The sequence below is a fragment of the Frigoribacterium sp. R86507 genome, from assembly GCF_044597695.1.
Lineage (GTDB): Bacteria > Actinomycetota > Actinomycetes > Actinomycetales > Microbacteriaceae > Frigoribacterium.
The window spans coordinates 1,117,859-1,130,580 of sequence record NZ_CP139002.1 but is presented as its reverse complement, the minus strand read 5'-3'; the positions used below and the strand labels follow the sequence as shown (position 1 = coordinate 1,130,580).

Genomic DNA, 12,722 nt, shown 5'->3' with positions numbered 1-12,722 from the left:
ACGAGATTACCCCTCGACGGGTGACGGTCGGCTCCGCTCGGAGGCCGGCCCGACGGCCGTGACCGTCACGACGGCCTCGCCCCGCTCGTCGCTCGAGGCGAGGTCGACCACGGCCGAGATGCCGAAGTCGTGGTCGCCCTCGGGGTCGGCCAGGATCTGCCGCACACGCCACACCGTGGGCAGCTGCTCGACCTGCAGCATCTGCGGCCCCCGGGCCGCGGCGTCCGTGCCGATGGAGTCGTACTCGTCGTAGTACCGGTCGAGGGCCTCACCCCAGCGGTCGGCGTCCCAGCCCGAGCCCGCGTCGAGGGCGCCGAGGGCGTCCGCGTCGTCCCGGGCTGCCAGTTCGACGCGACGGAACAGCTCGTTGCGCACCATGATGCGGAAGGCCCTCGCGTTGGCGGTGAGGTTGCGCAGCGTCGGAGGCACGATCTCGTCGTGGGCTTCGACCTCGCGCGGGTTCACCATCTCTTCCCACTCGTCGAGCAGGCTCGAGTCGACCTGCCGCACGAGCTCGCCGAGCCACTCGATGACGTCGACCAGCTCGTCGGTCTTGGCCTCGTCGGGCACGGTTTGGCGCAGGGCGCGGAAGGCGTCCGAGAGGTAGCGCAGCACGAGGCCCTCGGAACGGGCCAGACCGTAGAAGTTCACGAAGTCGCCGAAGGTCATGGCGCGCTCGTACAGGTCGCGCACGACCGACTTGGGGCTGAGCGCGAAGTCGCCGATCCAGGGCTGGGAGGCCGCGTAGGTCTCGAACAGGGCCGTCAGCAACTCGTCGAGCGGCTTGGGCCAGGTGACCTCTTCGAGGAGTTCCATGCGCTGGTCGTACTCGATGCCCTCGGACTTCATCGCGGCCACGGCCTCGCCCCGGGCCTTGAACTGCTGTTGCGACAGGATCGGCCGCGGGTCGTCGAGCGTCGCCTCGACCACCGACACCATGTCGAGCGCGTAGGTGGGCGACTCGACGTCGAGCACCTCGAAGGTCGCCAGGGCGAAGGGCGACAGCGGCTGGTTCAGGGCGAAGTTCGCCTGCAGGTCGACCGTCAGGCGGATGGTCGGGGCACCGCCGTCGGGCGAGGCCTCTTGCACGACGACCTCGGCGGTGCGCAGCGTGCGGTAGATCGAGATGGCCTGCCGGGCCATGGCGTACTGCTTGGCGAGCGGCTCGTGGTTGTCGAAGACCAGGGAGCGCACGTTCGCGAAGACGTCGCCGCCGCGTCCGATGACGTTGAGCAGCATGGCGTGGGTGACCTGCATGTGCGAGGTCAGGGCCTCGGGCTCAGCGGCGATCAGCTTGGTGAAGCTGGGCTCACCCCAGGACACGAACCCGTCGGGCGCCTTCTTGCGGACGATCTTGCGCTTCTTCTTCGGGTCGTCGCCCGCCCGCTCGATCTGTTTGAGGTTGTCGATCTCGTGTTCCGGCGCCTGCAGCGTGACCGTGCCCGAGTTGTCGTAGCCCGCGCGACCGGCCCGCCCGGCGATCTGGTGGAACTCTCGGGCGCTCAACTGGCGCATGCGGGTGCCGTCGAACTTGGTCAGCGCCGTCAGCAGCACCGTGCGGATCGGCACGTTGATGCCGACGCCGAGCGTGTCGGTGCCGCAGATGACCCGCAGCAGGCCGCGTTGCGCGAGTTGCTCGACCAGGCGACGGTACTTGGGCAGCATGCCCGCGTGGTGCACGCCGATGCCCGAGCGCACGAGGCGGTTGAGGGTCTTGCCGAAGCCCGTGCTGAACCGGAACCCGCCGATCAGCTCGGCGATCTCGTCGCGTTGCTCGCGGCTGGCGACCTTGATGCTCGAGAGCGCCTGCGCGCGCTCGAGTGCCGCGGCCTGCGAGAAGTGGACGACGTAGACGGGTGCCTCGCCGGTCGAGAGCAGCTCTTCGACCGTCTCTTGCACGGGCGTCTGGGCGTAGAAGTAGTGCAGCGGCACGGGACGCTCGACGCCGGTGACCCGCGCGACGGGCCGCCCGGTGCGCCGCGCCAGGTCGTCGGTGATGCGGGTGACGTCGCCGAGGGTGGCCGACATGAGCAGGAACTGCGCGCGCGGCAGCAGCAACAGCGGCACCTGCCAGGCCCACCCGCGCGACTGGTCGCCGTAGAAGTGGAACTCGTCCATGACGACCTGGTCGACGACCGCGTCGGCCCCGTGCCGCAGCGCCAGGTTCGCGAGGATCTCGGCGGTGCAGCAGATGATGGGCGCGTCGGCGTTGACCGACGAGTCACCGGTCACCATGCCGACGTTCTCGGGCCCGAAGAGCTCGACCAGCGCGAAGAACTTCTCGCTGACCAGCGCCTTGATCGGGGCCGTGTAGTACGAGCGCCCGCCCTGGCTCAGGGCGACGAAGTGCGCGCCGGCCGCGACGAGCGACTTGCCGGTTCCCGTCGGCGTGCTGAGGATCACCGACGCGCCGCCGACGAGCTCCATCATCGCCTCGTCCTGGGCCGGGTAGAGCGGCAGCCCGCGTGACTCGGCCCACTCGGCGAAGGCCGTGTACGCCGTGTCGGCGTCGTACGAGTCCGCACCCGGCGTCGACGGGAGCAGGGCGGCGAGGGGGGCGGCGGGAGCGGGCGACATGATGAGTCAACCCTGCACCATCGACCGGGCCGATGGCGACGACAGCGGACGGGTCGTCCGACCGCGGGGGCGAGACGACGCCCCCGCGGTCGGTCCCCTGCCTCGTGCCCTGAACCTCCACGAGGTGAGAGGAACTCAAGTAAATCACGAGGAGGCGCGGCGCGCGACCCCGAGGAGGCGCGGTCCACGACGACTCCCGACGACGCGCGGATGACGACGGCCCCCGGGACGAGAAGAGGGCACGCCCCGGTCGACGAGCAGAACTCGGACCAGGGCGTGCCCACCGGACCCACGGCCGAGGACCTCACGAAGTCGGATCAGGAGACCACGCTGCGTTCGACGGCCGCTTGTCGGGAACGGGCGCCCCGGTAACCAGCCGGTGAGCGCACTACACCGTACCTCGGACGGCTCCCGAGGCGGTGGGTGACTTCCAGGTGATTGACCCACCTCGTAATCCGGATGAAACACCCGACGGCTAGCGTCACGGATGAACCAACTGGTTCACATTCTCACGACGGGAGCCCCCGATGACCCGCACCACGTCGCTCGCCCCGGTCGAACGCTCGGCGTTCGCCGCCTTCCCGAGCGGGGTCGCCGCGCTCGCCGCGACCGGGGTCGACGGCCCGGACGGCATGGTCGTCTCGAGCTTCACGGTCGGGGCGTCGTTCGACCCGCCGATGGTGACCTTCGCCGCGCGTCAGGACTCCGCGACGTGGGCCCGCCTGCGCACGGCACCGAGCCTGGGCGTCTCGGTGCTCGCCGCCGACCAGGGCCTGCTCTGTCGCCAGCTCTCGTCGCGCACCCGGGCCGCCCGGTTTGCCGACGTCGACCACGTCGTCACCGACGACGGGGCCGTCCTGGTGTCGGGCACCCCGCTGCGGCTCGAGTGCGTCGTGCACCGCGAGGTGCCGGCCGGCGACCACGTCGTCGTCATCTTGCAGGTGCTCGGTGCCGAGGTCGACGACACGGCCGCACCGCTCGTCTATCACGGCACCGCCTTCCACTCGTTGCAGCCGATCGGCTGACGCGCCCGAGCGCGACAGCTCCGAGTCGCCGAGGCCCCGAAGGGCCGACGTGCCGACGTGCCGACGGCTCAGGCGATGCGCCCCGGACCACCGAGCAGACCGTCGACCTGCTCGACGGCGCCTTCGACGGCGGCCTCGTCGGCCGGGGACTCGCCGTGCAGCTCGACGGGCTCGGGGCTGTCGCCGTGCACGGCTGCCGGGTCGGTGCGCTCGTCGGCGTCGTGGTCAGCGGGGTTCGTGGGCGTGCTCATGGGGGCCTCTCTCGGGGGCCGACGCTCGACCCCGGTCAGCTCGAAGCTACCCGGCACCTCCGACACGGCTCCCAGCGGACCGGGACCGGCACCGCGCCTCCCGGGTGTCGAGACGGAGTCGACCGGACCACCCGCGTCCGACCACGGACGGCCGCCGACTAGTAGACACGAGGGAGGCGCGCAGCCCGATCCGCGCACCTCCAGACCCGCCGGGCGCCCGGCAGAAAGGGCCGACGATGTCGTCTCCCCGCACCCCCACCACCCGAGTCGCCGTCACCGGCGGCAGCGGCAAGCTCGGCCGTGCCGTCGTGCGCGACCTCGCCGAGCACGGCTACGAGGTCGTCCTGCTCGACCGCGTGCCCAGCCCCGACCCCGTCGAGGGCGTCGTGTTCGTCAAGGTCGACCTGACCGACTACGGCCAGGTCGCCCAGGCCCTGACGAGCGTCGACGACCGGTACGACCACATCGACGCCGTCGTGCACCTCGGCGCGATCCCGGCTCCCGGCCTGGTGCCGAACGCCGCCCTCTTCACGAACAACGTGACGTCGAGCTACAACGTGTTCGCCGCCGCCCGCGCGGCGAAGATCCGCAACGTCGTGTGGGCCTCGAGCGAGACCCTGTTGGGCATCCCGTTCGACATCGACCCGCCCTACCTGCCGCTCGACGAGGAGTACCCCGTGCGCCCCGAGTCGTCGTACTCGCTCGGCAAGGCCGTCGAGGAAGAGATGGCGCGGCACTTCACGCGCTGGGACCGCCAGCTGAAGCTGATCGGCCTGCGCTTCTCGAACGTGATGGACGACGGCGACTACTCGGAGTACCCCTTCGACGAGACCCCCGAGAAGCGCACCTTCAACCTCTTCTCGTACATCGACGCCCGCGATGGCGCCCAGGCCGTGCGCAAGGCGCTCGAGAGCGACCTCGTCGGCTTCGAGGCGTTCATCATCGCCGCGTCCGACACCGTGATGAACACGCCGACGGCCGTGCTCGCCGAGCAGTACTGGCCGCAGGTCGAGAAGCGCCGGGCCGTCGAGGGCGTCGAGCCGCTGCTCAGCAGCGACAAGGCCCGCGACCTGCTCGGTTTCGTGCCCGAGTACTCGTGGCGCGAGTGGGGCGAGCGCACGGGCAACCACCGCGGCTGACGTTCGCTCCCCGCACCGACGACCCGCGCCTCCTGATCCGACGGACCAGGAGGCGCGGGTCGCGTCAGGAGGCGCGCGTCACCCCTCGAGCACCACCGTCGCCTCGAGCGGCAGCTCGGCCACCGACGAACCGACGTGCAGCGTGAACGCGCCCGGCTCGTGGGCCCAGGCGCCGTTCCGCCAGTCGGCGAAGGCCCGGGCCGGGACGCTCACCTCGACGCGACGCGTCCCTCCGGCCGACACCACGACGGGCGCGAACCCGACCAGCCAGAGCACGGGACGATCCACCACGGAGTCGGCGCGCGACGCGTAGACCTGCACGACGTGCTTGCCCTCGCGAGCACCCGTGTTGGCGACGTCGACGGCCACCTGCACCGTGCCTCCCACGGTCACCGACGGCGTCGCGTCGAGGCCCGACAGCGACCAGCTCGTGTAGCCGAGGCCGTGCCCGAACGGGTAGGCCGGCGTCGTCCCGGCCTTGAGCCAGGCGCGGTGGCCGATGTGGATGCCCTCGTCGTAGACGACCTCGCCGTCGACCGGGGTGACGTCGATGACGGGTACGTCCGCCTGGGTGGCGGGCCAAGTCGTGGGCAGGCGGCCGCCGGGCTCGACGGCACCGGTCAGGACGTCGCCGAGCGCGTGGCCGTACTCCTGGCCGCCGAACCAGGTGAGGAACAGCGCGTCGACCTCGTCACGCCAGGGCATCGTGACCGGCGACCCCGCGTTGACGACGACGACCGTCGTCGCGGCGGCCGCGGCCACGCGCGAGACGAGCTCGTCCTGACGTCCGGGCAGGTCGAGCGAGGTGCGGTCGAAACCCTCGGACTCGACCTTGCTGTTGGTCCCCACGACGACGATCGTCAGGTCGGCGGTCGCCGCGGCCGCGACGGCCTCGTCGATCAGCCCGGACGGGTCGCCGTCGTCGGGCTCGATGCCGAAGGTGTAGCTCAGGGCTCCGCCGAGCGCGCTCGCCCCGATGGTGTGGTCGATCACGACGTCGATCGGTCGCCCCTCGACGACCGCCACGGCGGCCGACTGCGACGGCGGCGCGAGGAACGCCGCACCGAGGTCGTCGCCGACGGCCTCGCTCGTGCCGTCGAGCACGACCTCGCCGTCGACCCGGATCACCGAGTGGCCGACCGAGGCCACGCCGAGCAGGATCTCGCCCGTGACCTCGGGCGTGTACCGGGTCGAGAACCGCACGGTGTCGCTGCGCTCGATGGGGGCGTCGCCGCCGAACCAGACGAGCGCGGTGGCCCGGCGGTCCTCGGCGAACAGTTCGTCGTCGCCCGAGCGGAACGACACGCGGACGCCGGGTTCGCCCGTCTCGGGGTTGGTGATGCGGTCGAGGGGCAGCTCGGCCACCCCTTCTTGCACGACGGCGCCGACCGAGTACGTCACGGTCGCGTCGGGGAAGGCCTCCTCGATGCCCTCGATCGGCGTGACGACCTTCTCGGGCAGCACGGTCGCGCTGCCGCCGCCCTGGGTGCGGGCGAAGCGGGCGTTGTGGCCGACGACCGCGATGGACCGCACGGTCGAGGGGTCGACCGGCACCGCGCCTCCTCGGTCGTGGGCCAGGACGGTGCCGGCGGCCGCGGCCTCGCGGACGAAGGCGATGCCGTCCTCGACGGTCGTCGGCGTCGCGGCCACCGGCTCGAAGCCGTCGAGGGCGCCGACCCGGGCGGCGAGCTGCAGCAGGCGCAGCACCTTGCGGTCGATCGCGTCCTCGGACACCTCGCCCGCCCGCACGGCGGCGACGAGGGCGTCGCCCCAGGGGCCGTCCGGGCCGGGCATCACGAGGTCTTGCGAATGCTTCGCGCTCTCGACGCTGCGGACGCCCGTCCAGTCGCTGACCACGACGCCGTCGAAGCCCCACTCGCTGTTCAGCGGGGTCTCGAGCAGCTCGTTCTCGGTCGCGGTGACGCCGTTGATCGAGTTGTACGACGACATGACCAACCAGGCGTGCGCCTCGGTGACCGCCTTCTCGAACGCCAACAGGTAGAGCTCGCGCAGGGCCCGGTCGCTCACCACGGTGCTCGCGGTGAAGCGGTCGGTCTCGTAGTCGTTCGCGACGTAGTGCTTGGGCGTCGCGCCGACGCCGTTGTCCTGCACGCCGTGGACGTACGCGGCGGCGAGCTCGGCGGTGAGGACGGGGTCTTCGCTGAACGCCTCGAAGTGCCGACCGCCGAGGGGCGACCGGTGCAGGTTGATGGTGGGGCCGAGCACGACGTCGACGCCCTTGCGGCGGGCCTCGACGGCGGCCGCGGCACCGTAGCGGCGGGCCAGGTCGGGGTCCCAGGACGACGAGAGCGAGGAGGCGCTGGGCAGGTTCAGGGACGGCGAGCGTTCGTCCCACACCTCGCCGCGCACCCCGCTGGGGCCGTCGCTGACCAGGATGCGCCGCAGTCCGATCTTCTCGTTCGGATGGGTGGTCCAGAAGTCGCGACCGGTGAGCAGCTGCACCTTCTCGTCGAGGGTGAGCCGCCCGAGGAGCTCGGCGAGTCGGGCCTGGTCGTGTCGTGTCTGGTCGTCGGCCGCGTCGCCGTCGCTGTGGAGGGTCATGACGTGACGCTACCAGCGAAAACCGAGCGACGGTGGGTTTCGGGCCGGACCCGTGACGGTCGCGCTAGCCTGACGGCATGGCACAACGGGGTTCGTACGCGAAAGGCGTGGCCAAGCGCACGGAGATCCTCGACACGGCGCTCGACGTGGTCGCCCGCAACGGTTTCCGCGGCACGTCGGTCAAGGAGCTGGCCGACTCGGTCGGCCTCAGCCAGGCCGGGCTGCTGCACTACTTCGACAGCAAGGACGAGCTGTTCACGGCCATCCTCCGCCGACGCGACGAGGTCGACCACGCCCTCGCCGACCAGCACGTCGACATCGTCGAGCAGCTGATCGCGGTCATCCGGCACAACGCCGACGTGCCCGGGCTGGTCCAGCTGTTCGCGAGCATGTCGACGGCCGCGACGAGCGACCCGAGCCACGCCGCCCACGCCTACTTCGTCGAGCGCTACGCGTCGATCCGCGCCCAGGTCGCCGCGGCGATCACCGTCCGACAGGAGCGGGGAGAGGTGCCGGCGGGCGTCGACCCCACCCGCCTCGCGACCGTGCTGCTCGCGGTCAGCGACGGCATGCAGATCCAATGGATGCTCGACCCCGCCACCGACATGGCCGAGCACGTCGAGCTCGTCTGGAGCCTGGCACTGGCGGCGGTGGCGACTCCCGCCTGACGCGCCGGACCACAGCCCGGCACGCCCGTCGGGCTCAGGCCCGCAGCATGCCCGTCGTCACCAGTTCGCGGACCTGCGGCAGCAGCTCCGCCCGCAGCGCGGCCTCGTCCGCCCCGAGCAGCTGGGCCAGCGCGCCGACGATGGCGCCGACGCTGAGCTCGCCGTCGCAGGCACCGACCAGCGCCGACAGGGCCGTGCCCGAGTCGACCGTCCGGGCGAAGCCGCCGCCCTGTCGCAACGAGATGACCGTGGGGTCGTCGTTGCCCGGCCAGTAGTGCCGCTCTTCGGTGACGTCCCCCGCGACGACCAGCCGACACGCGGCCAGCTGCTCGTCGTCGAGGTCGCGCAGCAGCTCGATCGCGTCAAGCGTGCCGAGCAGGTGGGCGCCGAGTCCGACGTCGTTCTGTCCGAGACCGCCGAGGAGGCGCTCCGTGCGCACCACGGGCAGGCTCGCGTCGTCCACGGGCCGGCGCACCGTGAGGTAGCCGAAGCCGACCTCGACGACGCCTCGGGCCTCGAAGTCACCGAGCCACGCCTCGTACAGGCGCTCGAAGTCCGCCGAGCCCGGTCGGGTGCCGCCGTCGCGGATCCAGGTCTCGGAGTACGCGGTCGGGTCCTGCACCTCACGCTCGACGACCCAGACGTCGACGGGCACGCCGCCCCGGGCCGCCCAGTCGGCGACCGAGTACGCGCCCCTCTTGCCGGCGACCGCACCCGCGCCTCCGGACTCCCAGTTGCCCAGCAACTGCGCGACGCCGCCCGGCGCGAGGTGGCGGCCGAGGCCCTCGACGACCGAGGCGACGAGGTCGTCGCCGACCATGCCCCCGTCGCGGTACTCGTACTCGGGCACGCCCTCGGCCCGCGGCGTGATGACGAACGGGGGGTTCGAGACGATGTGGTCGAAGGTCTCGCCGGCGACGGGCTCGAAGAGGCTGCCGAGGCGCAGCTCGATGCCGTCGACCAGGTTGAGCGCGGCGTTGAACGCGGCGTAGTCGAGGGCGCGCTGCGAGATGTCGGTGGCGACGACGTGCCGCGCGTGCCGGGCCGCGTGCAGGGCCTGGATGCCACAGCCCGTGCCGAGGTCGAGCGCCCGGTCGACCTGGCGCGAGATCATCAGGCCGGCGAGCGTGGCCGAGGCTCCCCCGACGCCCAGCACGTGGTCCTCGCGCAGAGCCCCCTCGACGACGAGTTCGCCGAGGTCGGAGGCGATCCACCAGCTCGCCTCGCCCGAGGAATCGACGAAGGCGTACGGGCGGAGGTCGACGAGCGCACGGACCGAGTCGCCCTCGCTCGCCACGAGCCCGAGGGCGACCGCGCCCTCGGCGCCCAGGGTCGGCAGGGCGTCGGCGACCGCGTCGAGGCCCTGCGGGTAGCCGAGCACGAACAGCGACGCCAGCGTGGCGGCCGGACGCACCGACGCGTCGCGCGCGGCGCTGCGGGCGAGGGCACGACGGGCGGCGACCCGCTCGCCGCGGAAGAGTGCGGCGCCGGCGTGCGAGCCCCAGGCGTCGGCACCCTGCAGCCGCTCGACCGTGAACCCGGACGACGCCAGGTCGGCCCTCAGCCGTGCGAGCAGCTCGGGGTCGGTCGAGAGGTGGGGTGTCGAGGCGTCGGTCGAGGTCGTCGGAGGCACCCGACCATCATGGTGCAGGAGGCGCGGCGCCGGTCACCGGGGACGCCACGGAGCCCCCGTCGAGGGTCGACGGGGGCTCCGCCCGGAACGGGCCGGTGGACGCGCGACGGGTCAGCTGGTGAAGACCACGTCGTCGTAGTCGAACGACGGGGACATCTGGAAGACGATCTGGTCGGCGTCGGCCACGGAGAACACGACGCGGTAGGTGATGGTCTGGCCGGCCGGGACGACCGTCGTGGGCGAGCTCTCGATGTCGGAGTCATAGACCTTGCTGGCCTCGACGCCGCCCGAGGTGGCCGTCTCGTAGGGCATCGGCTCGAAGTTCGCGTCGGTGCCGTTCTCGATGGTCACGGTGAAGATCACGGAGGCTGCCTGGTCGGCGCCGCTCGAGTACTCGCCGGGCGTGTACGCCTCGGGCGCCGAGACCGTCACGGCGATGCCGTCGTCGTAGGTGAAGGTGTCGCCGAAGGCGTTGTTCTCGGCCGAGGCGTCGCTGTCGGCCGACCCGGAGTCACCCGAGTCGATCGAGCCGCTCGTGGGCAGGGAGTCGTTGACGGCCTGGACGGAGGCGAGCCCGATGACGATTCCGACGATCACGACGGCGATGCCGATGAGCACGCCGAGCCCCGACACGATCGTGCCGATCAGGGCGAGCATGCGCGCGCCCTTCTTCTTCACGAGGGCGATGATGCCGAGCACGAGGCCGACGATCGCGGGGATCGCGCCGAACCCGACGAACGACAAGAGCAGCCCGACGCCGCCGACGACGATCGAGGCGATGCCGAGCCCGTTGCCGCCCTGCGATGGCTGAGGGGACTGGCCGTAGGCCGGTGCACCGGTCGGGGCGCCACCGTAAGGCGACTGCTGGCCGCCGTAGGGCTGCTGCGACTGCCCACCGTAGGGCTGCTGCGGTGCTCCGTAGACGGGCTGGGGTGCACTCGGCGGGGGCGTCGTGCCGTACGCCGGCTGCGGGGGCTGGGGTGCCGACGGCGGAGGCGTCTGGTCGCCCCGTCCGTTCTCGTCGCGGGGGTCACGGGGCTCGTCGGACGAACCGTAGGGCGGCTGCGGAGTGCTCATGAGGCAAGCATGTCGTGACTCGGGAGTTCCGACGAGCCGAACAGGCTGCGCGACCCGTTTTCGTTACCGATCTGTCGTATTTGATTCACCCTGCGCAACCTCTCGTCGGCCGCGCACACCCCGGCGGTGCTCAGGCGGGCGACACCGAGATCTCGAACTCGCCGTACATGTGGGCGGCGTCGCGGAGGTGGTGCAGGGCCTCCTCGGCGTCGAGTCGCGAATGGTACGGCCCCCGGGCCGGCGCTCCGGGCAGGGTGCTCGCGTAGGAGTACTGCAGGTACCAGACCGGGCGTTCGTGTTCGTCGTGCTGAACGATGCTGACTGCGAGGGACATGCCCGGATGCTACGACCGGCCCGTCCGGGCCGCACCCGCTCACAGCACATCCATCAACTCGCCCGGGACACCGCCGAGCCGAGACCCCAGGAAGTCGGCGAGACCCCAGGATGCGCCATGGGGTCTCGGCGAGTTCGTGGGGTCTCGGCGGCGGCCGGCATGCGAAGGGCCCGGGTCGTGGTCGACCCGGGCCTTCGTGTGGTGGAGCTAAGGGGATTCGAACCCCTGACCTTCTCATTGCGAACGAGACGCGCTACCAACTGCGCCATAGCCCCAGAAACTGCTCTGCCACGATAGCACCTCGTCGACCGACGGATGAACCCGGGCCGGGCGCTCCGCGGGTCAGACGGCGCGACGCCGCTGCAGGGCTTCGTCGAGCGAGAAGTCCGACTGCGGCAGGTCGTCGATGATGCCCATGCGGGCGAAGCGACTCGGGGGGCGAGGGGGTGCGACCGGCTCGACCCGCGCCTCCTCGGCGGGGGCGGCGGGGGTCGCGGCGGGTGCAGGAGGCGCGGCGGCGGTCACCGGAGCGCGTCGCGTCGACTGCAGTGCGGCCTCGGCCCGGGCGGCCTCACGCAGGGCGTCGTGCTGTGCGGCACGCAGCGACTCGACCGAGCGACGGGAGTCCCGCTGCAACTCGGCCGCGGCGGCGTCCGCCGACGCGGCGGGGGCGGGACGCTGTCGCCCGCGCCGCAGGTAGAGGGGCTTCGGGACGGGCACGGGCGTCCACAGCCGTGACTCGGCCGAGGCCTCGTCGTCGCGGACGACGACGCCGTCGCCCATGACGCCCGAGAAGTCCTTGAGCGGCTGCGCCACGGGCGCGACCACGGCTCGGCGCGCCCGGGCCTGCGACACGGCGGCCAACTGCGTGAGCATCGCGACCGCACCGGCGCCGAAGACGAGGCCGGCGACGACGAGCACCCAGGACGACGTCAAGCCCGCGGCGACGCCTGCGACCACGGCGACCACGCTCAGGACGAGCACCACCGTCGAGACCAGGCGGGAGCGTCGGAGCCGACGGGCGGCGAGGGCGGGATCGCGGTCGGCGGCACGCAACACGGGGGCGGCCGCGGCGAGCTCTCGGGTGACGGCACGCTGACGCGCTGCCTCGTGCGCACGCCTCAGGGCCTCGCGCCGCGCCTCCTCGTGTCGCAGGATCTTCTGCGCGTCGGCGACCGATCGGGCGTTCGCCTCGATGCGCACCTCGTCGGGTACCTCGGCCGTCTGGGCGAGGATGCGCAGGGTCTGCTGCAGCCGCACGGCGTTGCGTTCGGTCGCGAGGTACTCGCGTCGACGCTGCCAGGTGGGCACGAGGTAGACGAGCCAGAGCGCGGCGACGAGAGCGAGGACGACGCCTCCACCCCACGACTCGATGTTCATGGTGACCAAGGTATGAGCGGGCGGGCCCCGGAGGCCGCTGATCGACAGGTGTGTCCGCGTGTCGCGGCACGGATCC

General features: G+C 72.0%; 10 protein-coding genes and 1 tRNA gene. 3 read left to right on the top strand and 8 right to left on the bottom strand.

Annotated elements, in window-relative coordinates:
• Positions 1-6 precede the first annotated feature (6 nt).
• Positions 7-2,577 carry an RNA helicase gene (locus tag SJY14_RS05460; protein WP_083396476.1) on the bottom strand — a complete coding sequence of 857 codons (2,571 nt, stop codon included), beginning with the start codon at positions 2,575-2,577 and terminating at the stop codon, positions 7-9.
• A gap of 527 nt (positions 2,578-3,104) precedes the next feature.
• Here SJY14_RS05460 and SJY14_RS05455 point away from each other — a divergent pair.
• Complete coding sequence (locus tag SJY14_RS05455) at positions 3,105-3,602, top strand: flavin reductase family protein (protein ID WP_055974314.1); 498 nt, start codon at positions 3,105-3,107, stop codon at positions 3,600-3,602.
• Positions 3,603-3,670: 68 nt separating this feature from the next.
• Here the strand turns inward: SJY14_RS05455 and SJY14_RS05450 are convergent, their stop codons facing one another.
• Positions 3,671-3,853, bottom strand: coding sequence for a hypothetical protein (locus SJY14_RS05450; RefSeq protein WP_071256954.1), 183 nt, complete (start codon positions 3,851-3,853; stop codon positions 3,671-3,673).
• Positions 3,854-4,089: 236 nt separating this feature from the next.
• Between SJY14_RS05450 and SJY14_RS05445 the strand changes: the two genes are divergently transcribed.
• Positions 4,090-4,992, top strand: coding sequence for an NAD(P)-dependent oxidoreductase (locus tag SJY14_RS05445; RefSeq protein ID WP_071256952.1), 903 nt, complete (start codon positions 4,090-4,092; stop codon positions 4,990-4,992).
• Between the two features lie 78 nt (positions 4,993-5,070).
• On the opposite strand, the gene SJY14_RS05440 is transcribed toward SJY14_RS05445, so the two are convergent.
• Entirely contained in the window at positions 5,071-7,554 is a 2,484-nt protein-coding gene (locus tag SJY14_RS05440; protein WP_396600017.1) for a beta-glucosidase, read from the bottom strand.
• A 107-nt stretch (positions 7,555-7,661) separates the two neighbouring features.
• Between SJY14_RS05440 and SJY14_RS05435 the strand changes: the two genes are divergently transcribed.
• On the top strand, positions 7,662-8,222 hold the full coding sequence (locus tag SJY14_RS05435; RefSeq protein ID WP_396600016.1) for a TetR/AcrR family transcriptional regulator: 561 nt from the start codon (positions 7,662-7,664) through the stop codon (positions 8,220-8,222).
• A gap of 34 nt (positions 8,223-8,256) precedes the next feature.
• Here the strand turns inward: SJY14_RS05435 and SJY14_RS05430 are convergent, their stop codons facing one another.
• From SJY14_RS05430 to SJY14_RS05410, 5 genes are all read right to left on the bottom strand, one after another.
• The gene (locus tag SJY14_RS05430; RefSeq protein WP_396600015.1) at positions 8,257-9,855 is read right to left on the bottom strand and encodes a methyltransferase; all 1,599 of its coding nucleotides are present in this window, start codon (positions 9,853-9,855) and stop codon (positions 8,257-8,259) included.
• A gap of 111 nt (positions 9,856-9,966) precedes the next feature.
• Positions 9,967-10,932: a hypothetical protein gene (locus SJY14_RS05425; protein ID WP_396600014.1), complete on the bottom strand. Its 966-nt coding sequence runs from the start codon at positions 10,930-10,932 to the stop codon at positions 9,967-9,969.
• 130 nt (positions 10,933-11,062) lie between these two features.
• Positions 11,063-11,266: a hypothetical protein gene (locus SJY14_RS05420; RefSeq protein WP_071256944.1), complete on the bottom strand. Its 204-nt coding sequence runs from the start codon at positions 11,264-11,266 to the stop codon at positions 11,063-11,065.
• Positions 11,267-11,465: 199 nt separating this feature from the next.
• A tRNA-Ala gene (locus SJY14_RS05415) sits at positions 11,466-11,541 on the bottom strand.
• Between the two features lie 67 nt (positions 11,542-11,608).
• The gene (locus SJY14_RS05410; protein WP_396600013.1) at positions 11,609-12,646 is read right to left on the bottom strand and encodes a hypothetical protein; all 1,038 of its coding nucleotides are present in this window, start codon (positions 12,644-12,646) and stop codon (positions 11,609-11,611) included.
• Between the last annotated feature and the right edge of the window lie 76 nt (positions 12,647-12,722).

What these genes read in the sequence shown, in the direction of transcription:
- SJY14_RS05460 (WP_083396476.1), bottom strand. Translation starts at nt 2,577, where the DNA reads ATGTCGCCCGCTCCCGCCGCCCCCCTCGCCGCCCTGCTCCCGTCGACG.
- SJY14_RS05455 (WP_055974314.1), top strand. Translation starts at nt 3,105, where the DNA reads ATGACCCGCACCACGTCGCTCGCCCCGGTCGAACGCTCGGCGTTCGCC.
- SJY14_RS05450 (WP_071256954.1), bottom strand. Translation starts at nt 3,853, where the DNA reads ATGAGCACGCCCACGAACCCCGCTGACCACGACGCCGACGAGCGCACC.
- SJY14_RS05445 (WP_071256952.1), top strand. Translation starts at nt 4,090, where the DNA reads ATGTCGTCTCCCCGCACCCCCACCACCCGAGTCGCCGTCACCGGCGGC.
- SJY14_RS05440 (WP_396600017.1), bottom strand. Translation starts at nt 7,554, where the DNA reads ATGACCCTCCACAGCGACGGCGACGCGGCCGACGACCAGACACGACAC.
- SJY14_RS05425 (WP_396600014.1), bottom strand. Translation starts at nt 10,932, where the DNA reads ATGAGCACTCCGCAGCCGCCCTACGGTTCGTCCGACGAGCCCCGTGAC.
- SJY14_RS05420 (WP_071256944.1), bottom strand. Translation starts at nt 11,266, where the DNA reads ATGTCCCTCGCAGTCAGCATCGTTCAGCACGACGAACACGAACGCCCG.
- SJY14_RS05410 (WP_396600013.1), bottom strand. Translation starts at nt 12,646, where the DNA reads ATGAACATCGAGTCGTGGGGTGGAGGCGTCGTCCTCGCTCTCGTCGCC.